General features: G+C 64.7%; 14 protein-coding genes. 7 read left to right on the forward strand and 7 right to left on the reverse strand.

The window, feature by feature from the left end; genetic code table 11:
• The first annotated feature begins 395 nt into the window (after positions 1-395).
• Positions 396-701: an SEC-C domain-containing protein gene (locus HRU71_07910; GenBank protein QOJ04957.1), complete on the forward strand. Its 306-nt coding sequence runs from the start codon at positions 396-398 to the stop codon at positions 699-701.
• A 599-nt stretch (positions 702-1,300) separates the two neighbouring features.
• Here the strand turns inward: HRU71_07910 and HRU71_07915 are convergent.
• Both HRU71_07915 and HRU71_07920 read right to left on the reverse strand, forming a co-directional pair.
• On the reverse strand, positions 1,301-2,344 hold the full coding sequence (locus tag HRU71_07915) for a hypothetical protein (GenBank protein ID QOJ03410.1): 1,044 nt from the start codon (positions 2,342-2,344) through the stop codon (positions 1,301-1,303).
• A gap of 12 nt (positions 2,345-2,356) precedes the next feature.
• Positions 2,357-3,175 (reverse strand): diadenylate cyclase, encoded by an 819-nt coding sequence (locus HRU71_07920; protein QOJ03411.1) that lies wholly within the window; start codon positions 3,173-3,175, stop codon positions 2,357-2,359.
• A gap of 101 nt (positions 3,176-3,276) precedes the next feature.
• Between HRU71_07920 and HRU71_07925 the strand changes: the two genes are divergently transcribed.
• Complete coding sequence (locus HRU71_07925; protein QOJ03412.1) at positions 3,277-4,269, forward strand: D-glycerate dehydrogenase; 993 nt, start codon at positions 3,277-3,279, stop codon at positions 4,267-4,269.
• Positions 4,270-4,422: 153 nt separating this feature from the next.
• Positions 4,423-5,895 carry a hypothetical protein gene (locus tag HRU71_07930; protein ID QOJ03413.1) on the forward strand — a complete coding sequence of 491 codons (1,473 nt, stop codon included), beginning with the start codon at positions 4,423-4,425 and terminating at the stop codon, positions 5,893-5,895.
• A 28-nt stretch (positions 5,896-5,923) separates the two neighbouring features.
• Here HRU71_07930 and HRU71_07935 read toward each other — a convergent pair whose 3' ends face one another.
• Positions 5,924-6,634, reverse strand: coding sequence for a hypothetical protein (locus tag HRU71_07935; protein QOJ03414.1), 711 nt, complete (start codon positions 6,632-6,634; stop codon positions 5,924-5,926).
• Between the two features lie 33 nt (positions 6,635-6,667).
• On the opposite strand from HRU71_07935, the gene lpxK reads away from it, so the two are divergent.
• Positions 6,668-7,774, forward strand: a complete 1,107-nt coding sequence (gene lpxK / locus HRU71_07940; protein ID QOJ03415.1) for a tetraacyldisaccharide 4'-kinase — start codon at positions 6,668-6,670, stop codon at positions 7,772-7,774.
• A gap of 141 nt (positions 7,775-7,915) precedes the next feature.
• Here the strand turns inward: lpxK and HRU71_07945 are convergent, their stop codons facing one another.
• Together HRU71_07945 and HRU71_07950 are read right to left on the reverse strand one after the other, a co-directional pair.
• Complete coding sequence (locus tag HRU71_07945) at positions 7,916-8,425, reverse strand: hypothetical protein (GenBank protein QOJ03416.1); 510 nt, start codon at positions 8,423-8,425, stop codon at positions 7,916-7,918.
• A 111-nt stretch (positions 8,426-8,536) separates the two neighbouring features.
• Positions 8,537-8,971, reverse strand: a complete 435-nt coding sequence (locus tag HRU71_07950; protein ID QOJ03417.1) for a hypothetical protein — start codon at positions 8,969-8,971, stop codon at positions 8,537-8,539.
• 257 nt (positions 8,972-9,228) lie between these two features.
• On the opposite strand from HRU71_07950, the gene HRU71_07955 reads away from it, so the two are divergent.
• The 3 genes from HRU71_07955 (at position 9,229) to HRU71_07965 (ending at position 15,314) form a co-directional block, all read left to right on the forward strand.
• A complete protein-coding gene (locus HRU71_07955) occupies positions 9,229-11,988 on the forward strand; it encodes a M28 family peptidase (protein ID QOJ03418.1) in 2,760 nt (919 codons plus the stop codon).
• Between the two features lie 231 nt (positions 11,989-12,219).
• Positions 12,220-14,256, forward strand: coding sequence for an elongation factor G (locus HRU71_07960; GenBank protein ID QOJ03419.1), 2,037 nt, complete (start codon positions 12,220-12,222; stop codon positions 14,254-14,256).
• A gap of 41 nt (positions 14,257-14,297) precedes the next feature.
• Positions 14,298-15,314, forward strand: coding sequence for a lysophospholipid acyltransferase family protein (locus HRU71_07965; protein ID QOJ03420.1), 1,017 nt, complete (start codon positions 14,298-14,300; stop codon positions 15,312-15,314).
• Here HRU71_07965 and HRU71_07970 read toward each other — a convergent pair.
• Both HRU71_07970 and HRU71_07975 read right to left on the reverse strand, forming a co-directional pair.
• Positions 15,311-15,709, reverse strand: coding sequence for a hypothetical protein (locus tag HRU71_07970; protein QOJ03421.1), 399 nt, complete (start codon positions 15,707-15,709; stop codon positions 15,311-15,313). The two genes, HRU71_07965 and HRU71_07970, sit on opposite strands and share 4 nt — an antisense overlap.
• A 31-nt stretch (positions 15,710-15,740) precedes the next feature.
• Positions 15,741-16,928, reverse strand: a complete 1,188-nt coding sequence (locus HRU71_07975) for a glycosyltransferase (protein QOJ03422.1) — start codon at positions 16,926-16,928, stop codon at positions 15,741-15,743.
• Between the last annotated feature and the right edge of the window lie 7 nt (positions 16,929-16,935).

The raw sequence follows: 16,935 nt of genomic DNA on the forward strand, positions 1-16,935 counted from the left end.
TGTCCGGCCGCAGCGTGCAGGAGCTGGCCGATCAGTTGTTTCAGTTGAATCGTGAGTATCTCGCCGGACCGCGCCTCGAGCAGGAGATCGACGCGGCAATCGCAGCCCATCGCGGGGACGGACCCCTTGCTCAATGGGCGGCGCAGCGATTCGGCCCGGCCTTTGATGAAGCGGTGCTTCGCGAATCGACCGACCCGCGCACGGCCTTGCTGACGATCGGACGCGATCTGCTCCGTCGCGAGCTGACGATGCTCGAGCGATACGTGCTGTTGCAAATCTACGATCAGGCCTGGAAGGAACACATGCACGCGATGGACCTCCTCAAAGAGGCCATCGGCCTGCGCGGATTCGCCGAGCAGGATCCCAAGATCGCCTACAAGCGCGAGGGGTTCCAGATGTTCCAGGAAATGCTTCGTGGCATCGAGGACAAGGTCACCAACATCATCTTCAAGGTGCGGTTGACCGAGGAGACCGCCGCGCGGGACCACTCCCGCAACGCCACGACACGCCACGCCGAGTCCACCAACCTCGGCTTCGCCGGCCAGGCCGATGCCGACCGCGATGCCGCGATGAAGGCACAAGGCCAGGAGCAGAAGGTCGAGCAGATTCGCCGGGACCAGCCGAAGGTCGGGCGCAACGACCCCTGCCCGTGCGGCAGCGGAAAGAAGTACAAGGCCTGTCACGGCAAGGGAGCGAAGTAAGGGCTGACAACGAACTGCGATAAACGCGAAAGGCAGCCGGGGCGCGCGCGTTCGACGCACCAAAACGGGAAACGCAGATTCCATGAAGAAGACAGAATCCAGCAGGTAGAACGAAACGGCCCTCGATCACCCGCCGCGGGCGAAAAAACTTTCGCCTTTCGCCGCTCGCGATTCACCTTTCAAAGACTCTCCCCGCAGGCGGAGCAGCGCGGCGAAGACCGGTTGGGCAACTCGTGTCCGCAGGACGGACAACTCGCCCGCGACGCGCCGGATTGACCGCGCCGCGCGCAGCGCAAGGCCCACCATGCAGCGCACAGGGCGAGGACCATCGCCAAGGTAATCAGCCAGGAAAGGCGCATAATCACAGCGCTGGGCGGCGCGTATGTTTACAAACGTATAACGATTCCCCGTTCCGGAAAGCGCCGCCGCGCCGCCAGCGCTGCGAACCAGAGATGATACCACCAATCGGCCCGACGCAACCCCTGCAGGCTGACGTGAATTCCTCATTCATGCTGCGGACGGAAGCCGGTGTGCAGCCGCACACAATCGCAATCGCAAAAACGGACCGCCGCAAAGAACGATTTGCCCAATCTGAAACCTTACGGTTCCGTCAGCGTCGTCGCCGCGCGTGGTTCCAGTTCAAACGTCACCTCGTACGGCGGCGTCGACTCTGGAATCGAAAACCCCGGCGGCAGCACGAATTGCACGCGACGCTGAATTTTTGTCCCGACTTTCTCGATGTCCGCCGCGAACACATCCGCAAATGCACGTATTTCACGCGGGTCCAGTTGCTCCACGAGGTCTTTCGGACCCGTCACGTCAATATCCGGCCGAAGGTTCACGTTCGGATCAGGCACGATCCGAAACTCGTCCTGCACCTTCTGCGGCACCGACCAGGTAATCTGAATCGGGCCTTTGCGCACCGTCTGCGTCTGGCTCTGTATCTGCCCGGAAATCGTGACTTCTTCCGTGGGCCGAATCTCCACGCGCAACCCGGGGTCCAGCTCGCGCAGCGCTTCAATCACCAGCGGCACGCGCACGCGAAACGTCCCATCCGCCTGCTTCGCCGCGATGATGCGCTGCTGTGCATCCGCCCGCGCCACCGGATCGCGCCGTAACTTCTCCGCTGCGTACCGCGGCAACCGAACGGCTACCTTGTCCGGCGACGGCTCGGCACTCACCTTCAACTCACCATAGTTTGGGGCCACGCGCACGTCGGACACCGTCTCATACTCGTCGATGTAGACTGCTGCATTAATCGGCTCAACGTTGCTCACCTTCAACCCCGATTCCGCTACCGCCTTCACCCGGTTCAGAATCTCCCGCGAGCCGATCGTCTGTTTCTGCGTCGACGACTCCATCGTGCTATCCAACACCGCCTCGAAGTAGGGCCGCGAATCCACGATCTCGGCCATTTCCTTGAGGTGCCGCCGCCGGCCCCGAAACGTCACGTGAAACGTCTGCTCAAACGGCGGCTCCGCGAACGCCGCGTACCGATCCGGCGAATCGCTCGTCACACGCACCGGAAGCGACAACATCTGCTCGTCCATCACATTCTGATCGGCCACCAGCCAAATCAGAATCGTGATACCCGCCACGGCCAGGCCGGACCGGATGCGTTCGTAGATCGCGGAACTGATCATTGGTTCATTCCATTACGTCTCGGCCTCGTTCTCGCGCGGCGGTTCGGGCGGACGACCCAGTCGCTCGCGCAGTTGCGCACGAAGCTGCTCCGGCGTCAACGGACGCACCATCTCGCCGCGCTCCACAAGACTGATCGTCTTCGTCTCCTCACTGACGACCACCACGATCGCGTCCGTTTCGTTCGTCAGGCCGATGGCCGCCCGATGCCGCGAGCCGAGCGACGGCGCCACGTCGTCTGAATCGGTCAGCGGAAACTGAACCGCCGCCGCGAGAATGCGACCCTGACCGATGACCACGCCCATGTCGTGCAACGGCGAGCCAGGCCAGAAGATCGTCACCAGCAGTTCACGCGTCAATTCCGAGTCCAGCTTGCAGCCCGCGTCGATCATCGCACCGAGCTCATTCGATCGCTGAAACGCGATGATCGCGCCGATGCCGCGCTTCGCCAGCGTCTCCACCGCCTCCGTCACCTCGTCAATCGTTCGATCCAGGCTCCCCGATGCCTCGGCGAAGAAACTCGCCGCGCCCAGCCGAATGAGCGCCCGGCGCAGCTCCGGTTGAAACGCCACGAGTGCGCTGGCGAACAACCCGCCGACAAAGAACGGATAAATCGTCTTGATGCGCTCCAGATCAAAAATGTTCGCCACGAGGTTCAATACCAGCGTTCCGCCGACCAGTAACAGCAGAAATCCGCGAAGCAGACGCGCTCCGCGCGTCCCTTTCAGGAATCGCGCGATCCAGAACACCACCAGCCCGATGACGAACAACTCAACGAAGTCCGTCCACACCAGGCGCGGCAGGCGATCCGAGATGAACCGAAAAAAATCCAACCGGCGCCTCCTCGGCGACCTTTAACCGACCCCGGCCGCGCCGCGCTGGACGCCGACGCGGCGGCGGCCGCATTATACCCATCGACGCGTTGGCCGCCCTGATGCGGCATCCTCTCTTCGTTGGAGGTACTCGACCCGTGTCGTCCCCGCGCGTGCTCATTACCCGTCCGATCCCCGACGCCGGTCTCGCGCTGCTCCGCGCCGCGAAGCTCGACTATCACCTGCCCGATTCGCCGCCCGATCACGATCGCCTCTTCCAACTCGTCGCCCATCACGACGCCGTCATCGGCCAATTGGCCGATCGATTTGATGCCCCGTTGATCGCCGCCGCGTCGTCCCGTTGCCGGATCATCGCCACCTGCTCGGTCGGCACCGACCACATCGACCTCGACGCCGCCCGGGCCGCAGGCATCCACGTCACGAACACCCCCGGTGTCCTCACCGAGGCCACCGCCGATCTCACCTGGGCCCTTCTCCTCGCCACCGCCCGACGCATCACCGAAGCCGAGCGACTCGCGCGATCCGGCACCTGGCAAGGCTGGGAGATGATGCAGATGCTCGGCGCCGATGTTCACGGTCGCATGCTCGGTATCGTCGGCGCGGGCCGGATCGGCACGGCCGTCGCGCGACGCTCGATCGGGTTCTCCATGACCGTGCTTTACACAGCCCGCGAAGACAAGCCCGCGATGGCGGCGCTCGGCGCGCGACGCGTGCCGCTCGAGACACTGCTAGCCGGGAGTGATTTTGTTTCGCTCCACTGCCCATTGACCGACGAAACGCGCCATCTGCTGAATCGCTCCGCCCTGGAGCGCATGCGTCCGGGGAGCGTTCTCATCAATACGGCGCGCGGACCGATCGTCGATGAATCGGCTCTGATCGACCTGCTGCGCGAGCGTCGCATCGCCGCGGCAGGTTTCGATGTGTACGAACATGAACCGCGCATTCCTCCCGAGTTGATCGCGCTCGAAAACGTCGTGCTGCTCCCGCACATCGGATCGGCCACCGTGACGACGCGCAACCGCATGGCGGAAATGGCGGCGGAAGACGTGATCGCCGTCCTGGGTGGCAAACCACCATTGCGGCCCGTTTGTTGAAGTTAAGCCGCACCGGTCGAAGCGACCGCTCGGCTTGTGTCGCGCTGCGGCTCGCCCGTATCATGGCGCTCGTATCACGGCGGATGAACCGACCATTCGGCCCACCCTCCGGGGGCAGTTGGGCACCCCACACGGCGGCCTTTCGGCGAGATCATGTTGCGGTTTAATGTTTATCTTGACGGCGCGCCGGCGAAATCGCTCGACCTGACCGCGGCGCACCTGCTGGGCAACGAGCGGGTCCCCCTGCGCGGCGAGATTCGTTTTGAAAACGGGCAGGTCATCTGCGAAACACGGGCGCGCGGCGCGGCCGCCTTGGCCCTTCTCTGGCCGGTGCGCGGCGCGGGGGTCGGCGGCACGCTCATGCTCGAAACGACGCGGCTGGTCGAGCGCAGCGAGCCGTACAATCTGCACGTCGAACTGGCTCGCGGCCAGCTGATGCGAATCACCCAGAAGCGCGAGGACTGGGGCCTGTTCGACTACCCCGAAGGGGCTGCGGTGTACAAGCAGATCGACCTCGCGCGCGAATACCTCGTCGCCGCGATAACCGCCGACGACGCCCTCACCGCCACGAAGCACGCCGACGCATCCATCGCCGCCGGACTCAAAGCCGCCGAAGCGACCGCAGCCCTGCACGCCGACGTCTTCATCAAACGGCGCGAGCCGACCGGTCCGTTTGCCCGTCGACCATTCGGCTGTCGAATTCTTCCCGCGCACTGCACCGAGGCGGCGCTGGCCCGCGCGGCGGACGCCTTTGATTTCGTCACGCTGCCCTGTGACTGGGTGACCACGCAACCGCAGGCGGGCAGGTTCGACTTGGCCGAGCTGGAACGCTGCGCCGCCCTGCTCAAGGCAAAGAAGTTCCCGGTGACGGCCGGTCCCCTGCTGTCCTTCGACGACTCCGCGCTGCCCGATTACGTCCGGCGCAAACACACGACATTTGACTCGTTTCGAGACGCCGCCGCCAAACACCTCAAACACGTCATCACCGCGCTGGCGCCGCACATCACCGCGTGGGAAGTCGTTCGCGGCTTGCACGCGCACAACGTCCTTCGCTTCAATTTCGAACAACTGGTGGACCTGTCTCGCCTTGCCGCTCTGACCGCACGGCAATGCGCCCCGCGCTCCGCCGTCATCCTCGGTATCGCCATGCCCTGGGGCGAGTACTACGCCGCCGATCCCCAGACCATCCCGCCGGTCCTGTACGCCGAGATGGCCGTACAAAGCGGCATCCCGTTCGACGCCTTCGGGCTGGAGATCTGGTTCGGCTCGGGCACCGACCCGGGCAGCGGTCGGCGCTTCGTGCGTGACATGATGCAGGTGTCCTCGATGCTCGACCGGTTCGGGGCGATGGGGAAACCGATACACATCACCGCGGCGGGCGTACCGTCGGGCGGCGAGATCGGCGCCGGATGCTGGCGCGGCGCCTGGTCGGCGATCAACCAGGCGGCCTGGGCCAAGGAGTTCTATCGCATCGCGCTTAGCAAGCCGTTCGTGGAGTCGATCTGCTGGCGGCATCTGATCGACCGGCCGGATTCATCCAGCGGCGTCGTGTGCGCGGACCTGTCTCCCAAGCCGGCGTTTGATGCAATCCAGACGCTGCGCGCGGAAATCTCGGCAGGGACGTAATTCCGTTCCTACGCGCCGAGGATGCACCTTACTCTTTGGCGGCCGGCGGCGCCCCTTCGGTCGCCTTGTTTCGCACCACTTCAAGAATATCCCGCTCGAGCTGCACGTCGCGCGGCAGATCGGTCCAGACCTGATCCTGTGCCGCCGTCACGCCGGCCTCGCGGTCGATCGGCGTGTCGGTGGGATAATCATCAAATCGCTCCATGTCACGGAAAACGCGGTGATCGGCCGTGTCGAGCCGCTGCACCTCCACCACGCAATGCACGATGCTGCCCTCGCCCCACGGCTGCACATACAGCGTGGCCGTGCGCCGCAGGCGATTGGGAAACTTCAACGCCGTGTCACGAATGCGACCGGTGCCACCGCGCTGCTCGTACTCGGTCGTCACGCTGCGAATCTGGCCGTCGACCGGAGAGGCCTGGGCCACGCGAAACCACTGCTTCATCGCATGAAGACATGCGTCGTACGCAGCCGCCGGCGCGATGTGCGGCAGCCGTATCGCCGTGCCCTCGCCCCGCGACCGCCTCGACGAAAGCCCGCTTGACGAATCACCGGGGCAGCCGGCGCCCAACAGCGACAGCGGCATCGCGGCCAGAACGGACCATCGCACCAGGGTCGCCGCCGCAGACATTCGAGTGGATGACACGATGACCACGCTCCCGAGGACCGGCGCGCCGGGCTTCAACGTCCCCCGCACGGCGAACGGCCGGAGAATAGCCGCCGCGCGCGGTACGGTCAATCTGCCGTTGTTTCTGCTACACTTCGCCGCCAAATGGCGAAGGGTTTCCCGCGATACCTGGACATCATCTCCGGCCGCGCGCAGGGCGTGCTTGCCGAGTTCGCCCGCGCCGCTCTCGCGGGGCTGTCCGTCCCCTACCGCGTCGCGGTCTCGCTGCGTAACGGGTGGTATACCTATGTTCCCGGTACGCGTCGCCGCGCGGCGCTGCCGGTGATTTCCATCGGCAATCTCACCGCGGGCGGCACCGGCAAGACACCCGTCTCCGCGATGGTCGCGGATTTGCTTCTCCAGCGCGGGCGGCGCGTCGCTGTCCTCCTGCGCGGTTACAAGGGGCGGCCGATTCAGTTTGACAACGATCAGCGCGGCCGCGCCGCCGATCAGTGGCGCATGGAAAGCGACGAAGCCGAAGTGCTTCGCCGCCGCTGCCCCGCAGCGCGCGTGATCCTCAATCCCGATCGCGTCGCCGCCGCGCGCCAGGCCGTCGCGGAACGGTGCGACGTCGCCGTGCTGGACGACGGCTTTCAGCATCGCCGCATTCGGCGAGAGTTGGACATCGTGCTGATTGATGCCACCAATCCGTTCGGCCACCAGCGCCTCTTGCCGCGTGGCCTGTTGCGCGAGCCGATCCGCGCCTTGCGCCGCGCCGACCTGATCATCCTCACGCGCAGCGACCAGGCCGACGAAACCAGCAAGGCCCTGCTTCAACGAACGCTGCGCAAGGCGTCCGGCGGCAAGCCCGTCGTGCAAGCCATTCACCGAATCGCCGGCTTCCTCGATATCAAGAGTCGACCGGTCCAAGTGGAGGACCCGCGCGCCGTGCAGGCCGTGCTCTTCGCCGGAATCGCCAACTTCCAGAGCTTTCGGCAATCCGTCGAAGAACTGGGCGTGCATGTCCTCGCGGCCTACGAGTATCCCGATCACCACCCCTACACGGCCGATGAGATAAGCGGCCTGGTCGAAGTCGCCAGCAACCTTGAAGCCAACGCCCTTATTACCACCGAGAAGGACGCAGTCAAACTGGTCGGCCGCTGGCCCGATGGCGGCTGTCCGGTGCTTGTGGTCGATCTTTCGATCGAACTGCTTGATGACGGGCATGCGGTGCTAGCCGCCGCGCTCGACCGAGCGCTGACAGATTCCTGACGCGAGAATGACCAGCGCGCGATCCGCGCGGCGCGAAAAAAGCCCCAGGCATGAGCCCGGGGCCTGGATTCCCTTTCAACTTGATCGGACCCGCGCCACATATCCGCCGCAGCGGGATTCACAAACGCGCGTCCCGCGGGGTCAATTCCGCGGCGCGATCGGCGGATCAACGTCTTCCACCATCTCCCCGGCTTCCATCAACAGCTCGCGGGCCTTGAGGATCGACCCTTCCAACTGCTGCACCCGCGCGTCGTCGCGCGTTTTCCCTTCGCTCAAGAGCTTCTTGCGCTCGCTGATGAACTCCTCCATGCGCAGGCGTATCTGGGCGTAGATCATGTTCGCCGCCTGCTCGCGCTTCTCCTCATCCGTCGTTGCCAGAACCGGTTCCTGCGCGGCGGTTGTTTGCGATTGCGACGGCGTGATCGGCTCCAGCCGCGTCGGATGAACCTGCGGCTTCTTCGTTTCGGCCGGCGCCGGCTCCGTGTGCGTCGCCGCCGCGACCTGGGCCGGCTCGGGCTTCGTCGGCGCGGCCGGTTCCGCCGCCTGCTTGTGCGCGGCCGGCTCGCTCGACGAATTCGAACAACCCCAAGCCATCATTGCGGCGACCGACAACACCGCGCCGCGCGAAAATTGCTTCCATACGGTTGACATCGAATCAGACTCCCGAATCAGGTTCTGGCGAGTTTTTGTTAGGGTACGCTCCCACACTATGCTTCGGTGCCGCGCCGTCAGCCGGAGCGACCACCGACGGTTTCCTCAATGTCACGGCTTTCCAGCCGGCTGGGTCGACGCCGCGGGTGTGCCTGCGGCCGACTGCGCCGGCGCCTTTTTCCAGTCCGTCTCCTGCGGGCGAATCACTTCGATCATCGTCGCGACGAGCTGCGCGCTGTCCCCCGAACCATCCTTGTATCCCGTCACGATGATCCGGTCATTCTCGCGGATGTCTTCCAGCTTCTGGGCGCGGCCGTTGATGACCACTTCCGTATTCTCGCGGATGGTTCCTCGAAGCTCGCGTTCCACGCCGCGATCGTCCTTGAAGACCATCGACACGTCGTTGTTCTTCAAGTCGATGTGCTTGGCGATCCCTTCGATCTTTCGGACCTTCGGCGACTTCTTTTCCTTGTCGGAGCAACCGGCGATTCCCAACACGGCCGTCAGCAGCCCGACAACGCACCGCACTCCCCAGGATCGATTCATCACTGCCCTGACTCCCTGCGGGTCCGACTCACACTGTTGCGTGCTTAGTCCGTCCCTACCCGCCTACAGCTCGCTCACTCTAAGGCACGCCGCCGCGTGGGGAAAGACCACATCGGGTGGCTCGTTGATTGTTACGTTCCCGTGATGGGTTCAGAAGAAGTAAACGGCTCCCGCTGGAACCCGTCGATTGAACCGCAACGTTTTGTAGGTTAAGATATTACGATCGTCGCCCCACACTTTTTTGAAGGAACCATTCCATGCTTAACTCTCGCCGCTTTGCACGTATCGCCCTGGTTCTGTTCTTGGCGATTGCTGTCCTGCCGGCTCGCGCATCGGAGAATGCCGCCGACAAACGCCGTTCCGACAGCGCCGCGCTCTTTTCCGAGGCAGATTACCTTCGCCACGTCAGCACACTCGCCGACGACTCCTTCGAAGGCCGCGGAACCGGGCAGGAGGGCATCGACAAGGCCGCGGAGTACATCGCCGCGCGCTTCGAGGAATGGGGCGTTCAGCCCGGCGGTGACGACCACACTTACTTCCAAAACTTCACGCTCAAACTCAAAAGTCAGGTGGCCCAGGGCACACGACTGGCGGTCGGCATGAATGATCGACCGACGCGCCGCGCCGCGACCCTCCACGAGGACTACATCCCGTTTCCGTTTTCATCCAACGGCAGCTTCAGCGGAGAAGTCGTTTTCGCGGGATACGGAATCGTCAAGGACGACGCGGGCTACAACGACTACGCGGGAATTGATGTCGCCGACAAAATCGTGCTCGTGCTGCGGCGCGGGCCGAAGTTCGGCGATTTCTCCGTGCAGGATTCCGCCTTCCGCGCGAAGGCCTCGCGCGCAGCCGGCCGCGACGCCGCGGCGCTGCTCGTGGTCAATCCCGCTGATGACGAAGAAGGTGACAAGCTGTTCGATTTCAACGCGCAGGGAACGGCGCGATTCGGCGGACGCGGCTACGGCATCCCCATGATTCACATCAGCCGCAAACTGGCCGACCGCATGCTGCGAGCCGGGGGCTTGGGCGGGCTGGAGGCCGCCCAGAAGCGAATCGAGGAAACACAGAAGCCGGCCTCGGCTGTGCTGAAGGGCGTGACGATTCGCGGGCGCGTCGAGATCGAACCGATCGAGTCCCCGGTGCGCAACATCATCGGCATCGTGCCCGGAACCGGTCCGCAGAAAGACGAATACATCGTCATGGGGGCGCACTACGACCATCTCGGCATTCGTAACAAGGGCACGTCGGAGTTCAACCCGGAAAAAGACATCAGCAACGGCGCCGACGACAACGCATCGGGCACGACGCTCGTGATGATGCTGGCCCGCGCCTTCGCCTCGGGCAAACCGCCGAATCGGACGATGGTCTTCATGCTTTTCACCGGTGAAGAGATGGGTCTGCTCGGCTCGGCGCACTACGCCAACAATCCCACCATCGACCTGACCAAAGTCAACGCCATGCTCAACTTCGACATGGTCGGCCGGCTCAAGGACAACAAGCTCGAAGTCGGCGGCATGCGCACCGGCGGGTTTGAAGACCTGGTCCACCGCCTCGCCGAACCCTACGGTTTTACGATTCGCGATGGCGGCGGCGGGCGCGGCCCGTCGGACCACACCAGCTTTTACAACAAGGACATCCCGGTGCTGTTCTTCTTCACCGGGCTGCACAAGCAATATCACCAGCCCGAGGACGATACGCCTCTGCTGAACATCGAGGGCGCCGTGCGAATCGCCCGCTTCGGCGCTGACATCGTTGACGAGATCGACGCGCGCTCCGAGCGCATCGTGTTCACGCAAGACACGAGCCGCGCTCGCATCTCGCGGCAGGATACGCCCGACGACGAGCCGCAGGTCGCCACGGCCTCTCCCGCTGACGAACCGGAGCGCCTGCGTCTGGGCATCGTGCCTGACATGGACAACGATCAACCCGGTGTTGTCATCGCCCAGGTTGTCGACGGCTCCCCCGCAGCCGCCGCGGGATTGAAGGCGGGCGATCGCCTGATGGCCATCGGCGAGAAGCGCATTGCCGGCGTGATGGACATTGCCGGCGCGCTAAGCGCCTTCAAGTGGGGCGAAACGGCGCGCGTGCGCATTGTGCGCGACGGTGAGCGGAAGTCGATTGACGTGAAGTTCCCCGCGCGAGCAGCCGTGGCCGCCCGACCGGCCCCGGATCGCGCGCGGCCTGACCGCGAACGCCGCCGAGAGGACGCTCGCGAGCGCGGCCCCGGCGACGCCGACACGGCCACCGCGCCCGGCTCCATCGAGCGGTCGCTCAACGAGCTGGTCGGCCGCATGGCGGATTTGAGCGGCGGCGATTGCACCGTGAACATCAAGGGCCAGAACGTGGACATCACGCTCACGGTCGCCGCAAGACATGAAAGCGACAGGCGTCTTGTATCACAGATCGGCCGCTCGCTGGACGCCGCGGTCCGCGGCGACGTGCGCATCGGCGTGTCGTTCAATCTTTCGCGCGGCCGCGGCCAGGAACCTTCCAATCCGCTCCGCGGCCCGTTCCGAGATCGACCCGGCGGACGGCGCGGCATGCAGTCCACCGCGGACGCCGGCGAGGAAGACATGACCACACGACCGCGACGCGACAACCGCCCTGAACGGCCCCAGCCACCGGCTACGCCTGCGCCGCCGCGCGCCGCGGGCGGCGATCCTACGCAAAAGGCCGCCAAGAAAGACCCGCACGCGCACGCCGACGATGAAGTCGCCGCCGTGCCCATGCCGAAGGTGCGCCTGGGCATCCTGCCGACCTACGGCGAATCCGAAGGCCGCGGTTACGAAATCACCGGCGTGGTGGACGACGGCCCGGCCGCGAAGGCAGGCATGAAGAACAACGATCGCATCCTGAAGATCGGGGGCAAAAACGTGACAGATGTCTATTCCTACATGGAGGCCCTCGCCGGCTACAAGCCCGGCGATGAAGTCACCGTCGTCGTCCTGCGCGGCGACCGGGAAATCACCCTGACGATCAAGAGCGCTCCGCAGAAGTCGCTCGACGCCGATTAACCTCGCGGATCTCCGGCATCCGTGCGCGTGTTAACCGAACTCGCGGAATGCCTCGCGCTAACCCCTTGTCGCCGCACGCCTTTTACGGCCCGCGCCGCCTTGTGACGCTCGCTTCCGCCCCGTAGAATCGCACGTCTTGTCGACCGGCAGGTCCGGCGCGGAAGGCTCGGCGTCGGCACTCGCCGGTCGCGGACGCGAATCGGTATCTTCGTTTCACCCTACGGAGGCCGTATGCCCGGTTATACCATCCAGGACATCCGCAACATCGCCCTCGTCGGTCACAGCGGCGCGGGAAAGACTTCTCTCGCCGAAGCCATCCTCCACGCCGCCGGCGTCACCAACCGGCTCGGCAGCACCGCCGACAAAACCAGTATTCTCGATGTCGACGACGAAGAGAAGGAACGCGGTATTTCCATCGAGTCGCATCTTCTCAACGTCCCCCTCGACGGCCGGACTCTCAACATCATCGACACTCCCGGCGCGCCCGACTTCATCGGTCCCGCCATCGCCGCGCTCGCCGCCGTCGAGACCGCCGTCATCGTCATCCACGCCGGCGCCGGCATTCAGGTCAACACCCGTCGAATGAAGGACCTCGCCGGCGCCTGCGGACTCGCCCGCGCCGTTGTCATCAATCGCATCGATGCCGACAACGCCGATCTTGCCGGCCTTATCAACGCCCTCAAGGAAACCTTCGGCCCCCAGGTCACGCCGGTCAATCTGCCCGTCAACGGCGGCAAGGGCGTCATCGACTGCATAGACAACACCACGGGCGATTCCGATGTCGGCGATGTCGCCGAAGCCCACACCAACCTCGTCGAACGCATCGCCGAAGTCGATGACGCCCTGATCGCCAAATACTTCGACACCGGTGCGCTCTCCCACGACGAGATCGAGCACCACTTCCCTCGCGCCATCGCCGAAGGAAAGGTCTGCCCCGTCCTCTTCACCAACGCCCGCACCGGCGTCGGCGTCAAGGAACTTCTTCAGTTCATCGCTCACGACTGCCCGGCGCCCATCGAAGGCGCCCAGCGACGACTCGTCCACGGCGAAACCGAGACGCCCATCGATCCCAATCCCAACGGCCCCTTTGTTGGCCAGGTCTTCAAGATCGCCGTCGATCCCAAGAGCCACATCAAGTACGCCTTCATTCGCGCCTTCGCGGGGACGCTCAAGAGCGACGCCAACCTTATCCTGCCCGGCGAGAAGAAGGGCTTCCGCCCCGGCCACCTGCTCAAGTTCCAGGGCGCCACGCCCAAAGAAATCGACGAAGGAATCGCCGGTGACATCTTCGCCGTCGGCAAGCTCGATTTGCACATCGGCAACACCGTCTTCGTCGATCAGGGCGAAGGGAAGATCGCCATGCCGCGCACGCCCACGCCCATGTTCTCCCTCGCCGTCGAGCCAAAGGCCCGTGGCGACGAAGCCAAGATCGGTGAAGCCATGCGCCGCTTCACCGATACCGATCCCTGCTTCCGTTCACATTACGACGCTCAAACCCACGAACTGGTCATCAGCGGCATCGGCGATCTGCACCTGCGCGTCATCCTTTCCCGCATGCACCGGCTTTATAAACTCGACGTGAACACCAAGCCGCCCAAGATTCCCTATCGCGAGACGATCACCGCACAGGCCGACGGCCACCACCGACACAAGAAGCAGACCGGCGGCGCGGGGCAGTTCGGCGAAGTCTTCCTGAAGGTCTATCCGCTCCCGCGCGGCAGCGAGCCGCCGATGGAATGGTCATGGGACATCTTCGGCGGCGCCATCCCCGGGCAGTTCGAGCCTGCGATCAAGAAAGGCGTCGTCGAGCTGATGGGGCAGGGCGCGCTGGCCGGCTTCCCGATTCAGGATGTCAAAATCAGCATCACCGACGGCAAACACCATCCGGTCGACTCGAAGGAAGTCGCCTTCAAGACCGCGGGCAAGCTGGCCTTCAAAGACGCGTTTCTCAAAGCAAAGCCCGTCCTGCTCGAGCCGATCGTCAACATCGAGGTCACCGTCCCCGCCGACAACGTCGGCGACATCACCGGCGATCTCGCCCAGCGCCGCGGCCGACCGAGCGGCCAGGACATGCTTCCCGGCAATTTCGCCGTCATCAAGGCGCAGGTCCCGCTGGCGAAAGTGGCGGATTATCACTCACGTCTAAGTTCCATCTCCGGCGGCAAGGGCAGCTTCGCCATGGAGCTGTCGCACTACGAACCCGTGCCCGCCAACGAGGCCCAGGCCATCATCGCGGCCTACAAGCCGCACAAGGATGAGGACGAGTAGCCGCGCCGAACGGTCGCCGCGCATCAGGAATCCACCTCACCATGAGAGCGAACAACGTGCAGGACACCCACGCATGCGGCGTGGCCACCGGCGCGGCACCCACCGCGGCCAATCAATCCGCCACGGCGACGCCCCATGCGGCAGCCTCCGCGACGCCCTCCGAGCGGCCGATCCATCCCATCACCCGCGCACGCATCGCACTGGTCCGCGCCTTGCTCATGGCGTGGGTCCGGGCCTTCTCGCTCAAGGGCCTCTACGGTCTGGGGCGATTCTTCGGCACGTGCGAGTACCTCTGCGATTACAACCGACGACGACGCGTGCGACGAAAACTGCACCAATTTTTCAAGGATGAGCTTTCGCCCGCCCGCGTGCGGCTGATCACCTGGCGATACTTCATGCGCATCCGCTGCGACAAGATGTTCTACACCATCATGGATCGCATCCCGCGGGACAAACTGTTCAAGCGCATCAAGCTCAAAGGCATCGACCAGATCGACGAGGCCCTACAACGCGGACGGGGCGTGTACGTCGCGCTCTGCCACTTCGGCTCCCATCACATCGCCGGACTCATGATGGCCCTGCTGGGATACGACATCGCGGGCGTGCGCGACGACAAGGAAAGCGTCGTGCGGCGCTACATCATGCAGAAATACCGCGAGACCTTCCCCGAAGTCGCGCGAATGAAAATGTTCTACTCATCGAGCTTTCCCCGGCAGATCATGCGCCACATGCAGCAAAACGGCATCGTCGCCAGCCTGCTCGACGTCGATCGACGCCGCGGCGAGACCACGCGCATGCACCCGGTCAACATCTTCGGCGAGGAGCGCGAGTTCCTTGCCGGCCCCGTGCAGATGGCCATCCGTTGCGGCGCAACGACCTTTCAAGGGTTCGTCGTCTCGCGGCGAAACTTTTATTATCAGCTGATTATCGATGAGAAGCTGATCGATCCCGACCAGCCCGAAGCCGAGGACGTCATCGTTCAGCGCGTCATGCAGCACTACGCCAACAACGTCGAGGCCTTTGCCCGGCGGCACCCCGATCATCTGATGAAGATCTAGCGGCGCGGCGGAGGCCGGCGCAGCGGAAGATTGCGACCCAGCCGCTGACGCGCGTTGCGCTCGACCTCATTGCGCTCGCTCTGTTCGACGGCCCGCAGGAATCCCCCGGCCTGCCGGCGCGCCTGCTCCGCTGCCAGAAGATCGGCACGACTGATCTCCCCCACCACCGCCGAGAAGTCGGAATCGAGCAGGGCCTCCTGCGCCGCAGCCAGATTGGACCGCACGATCGCCTCCAGCGCCGCATCCACCGGCGGCTGCCCATCGGATTCATTGGACGGCATCTCGATCCGCGCCGGCAACCGCTCGACCGCGGGCGTCGACGAACCAGGCGGCCGGCGAATCGGACGGATGCGCGCGGACAGCAGCGAGTTGATCGGTGGTTTTTCGTGACTCAAGACGACTGCCCGATCCGTGCAGCTCGCACGATCACACCAACGCGCCCGGCCGCGTGCCAGTTTCCACGGGCAGTCCCGCAATCGACGCATGCCGCGCCGAACTCACCGCGGGCGATTCCGCGCCCAGCCACGGCGCGGGCGACACGACCGGTAGACCCGGCCACGTCGCCGACAGCCGCTCGGCTTCATCCTCCGCCACGCCCGGCGAAAGCGAACCGATCACGACGCCATCGACCCCGCTCCCATCGAATGCATCGGTCGAAACGACCTCCGCGTTTCGCCAGATGCCGGAATCTCCGCCGCCATCATAGACGCGTTCGAGCCAAAGTCCAGTTTTTTTCAGCAGATCAAGCAGTTGTTCGCAGCCTTTGCCGCGGCCCCACACCGCCACGCGCCGCACGGCGCACTTATCGGCCCACGACCGAATCGCCGCGCAAGCTCGATCCAGGCCCATCAGGCGCTCAAATTGTAATTCAGACATCGGTCGCGATTTAACGCCACGCGACAGAATCGCCCGCGCCTCCGCGCGGCCCGCCTCGAACCCCGCCATCGCGCCTTCCTTCCGCGCGACCCGCTCGTATCGCTCGAACGTCGACTCGATCAGGTCCGCTCGCAGCGATGCCGGCGCATGCCGCGCCCACATGCGCACGTTGTTCCGCACCAGCAACCGCAGCATCCGATTGTTGTCGCGATTGCGCGTCACGCGCCCGTGCCAGACGAGCAACTCCCCGCGCGGCTCCACGCGCCAGCCGTTCCTCCACAACTTGCACGCCAGATCATACTCCTCGGCGTAATACTCGTAGTCCGTCGGATACCCGCCGACCGCGAGAAACGCCTCGCGCCGCACGGCCCCGCCGCAATTAAAAAAGATGCCCGGAACCCCGCCCGCATCGTGACGATGCGGCGGATCCGTTAATCGAACCCGACACGCCATCGCCGCCAGCGACGCGTCGCACGCGAACAGTCCTCCCAGCGCGTCGATGACGCCCGGTGCAGGGTGGCTGTCGTCGTCCAGCATCAGCAGCACGCGCCCCTCCGCCGCCGCTGCGCCGAGGTTTCGCGCCGCGCAGCCGATGTTGCGCGACAGGTGAATCCAGCGCACGTCCGGATGATCGGCCGCCAGGGCGGAAGTCTCGTCCGTCGAGCCGTTGTCGAGGACGATCACTTCAAACGCTCGATCGGGCAGTTCGCGCAGCCGAGCCAGCGTCGCGCGCAACACCGCTGCG

The sequence above is a fragment of the Planctomycetia bacterium genome (assembly GCA_015200345.1).
GTDB lineage: Bacteria > Planctomycetota > Phycisphaerae > UBA1845 > UTPLA1 > PLA3.

Bases quoted from the DNA above. Each gene is read 5' to 3' on its own strand.
- HRU71_07960 (QOJ03419.1), top strand. From the start codon at position 12,220: ATGCCCGGTTATACCATCCAGGACATCCGCAACATCGCCCTCGTCGGT.
- lpxK (QOJ03415.1), top strand. From the start codon at position 6,668: ATGGCGAAGGGTTTCCCGCGATACCTGGACATCATCTCCGGCCGCGCG.
- HRU71_07910 (QOJ04957.1), top strand. From the start codon at position 396: ATGTTCCAGGAAATGCTTCGTGGCATCGAGGACAAGGTCACCAACATC.
- HRU71_07930 (QOJ03413.1), top strand. From the start codon at position 4,423: ATGTTGCGGTTTAATGTTTATCTTGACGGCGCGCCGGCGAAATCGCTC.
- HRU71_07965 (QOJ03420.1), top strand. From the start codon at position 14,298: ATGAGAGCGAACAACGTGCAGGACACCCACGCATGCGGCGTGGCCACC.
- HRU71_07925 (QOJ03412.1), top strand. From the start codon at position 3,277: ATGCGGCATCCTCTCTTCGTTGGAGGTACTCGACCCGTGTCGTCCCCG.
- HRU71_07915 (QOJ03410.1), bottom strand. From the start codon at position 2,344: ATGATCAGTTCCGCGATCTACGAACGCATCCGGTCCGGCCTGGCCGTG.
- HRU71_07945 (QOJ03416.1), bottom strand. From the start codon at position 8,425: ATGTCAACCGTATGGAAGCAATTTTCGCGCGGCGCGGTGTTGTCGGTC.
- HRU71_07955 (QOJ03418.1), top strand. From the start codon at position 9,229: ATGCTTAACTCTCGCCGCTTTGCACGTATCGCCCTGGTTCTGTTCTTG.
- HRU71_07950 (QOJ03417.1), bottom strand. From the start codon at position 8,971: ATGAATCGATCCTGGGGAGTGCGGTGCGTTGTCGGGCTGCTGACGGCC.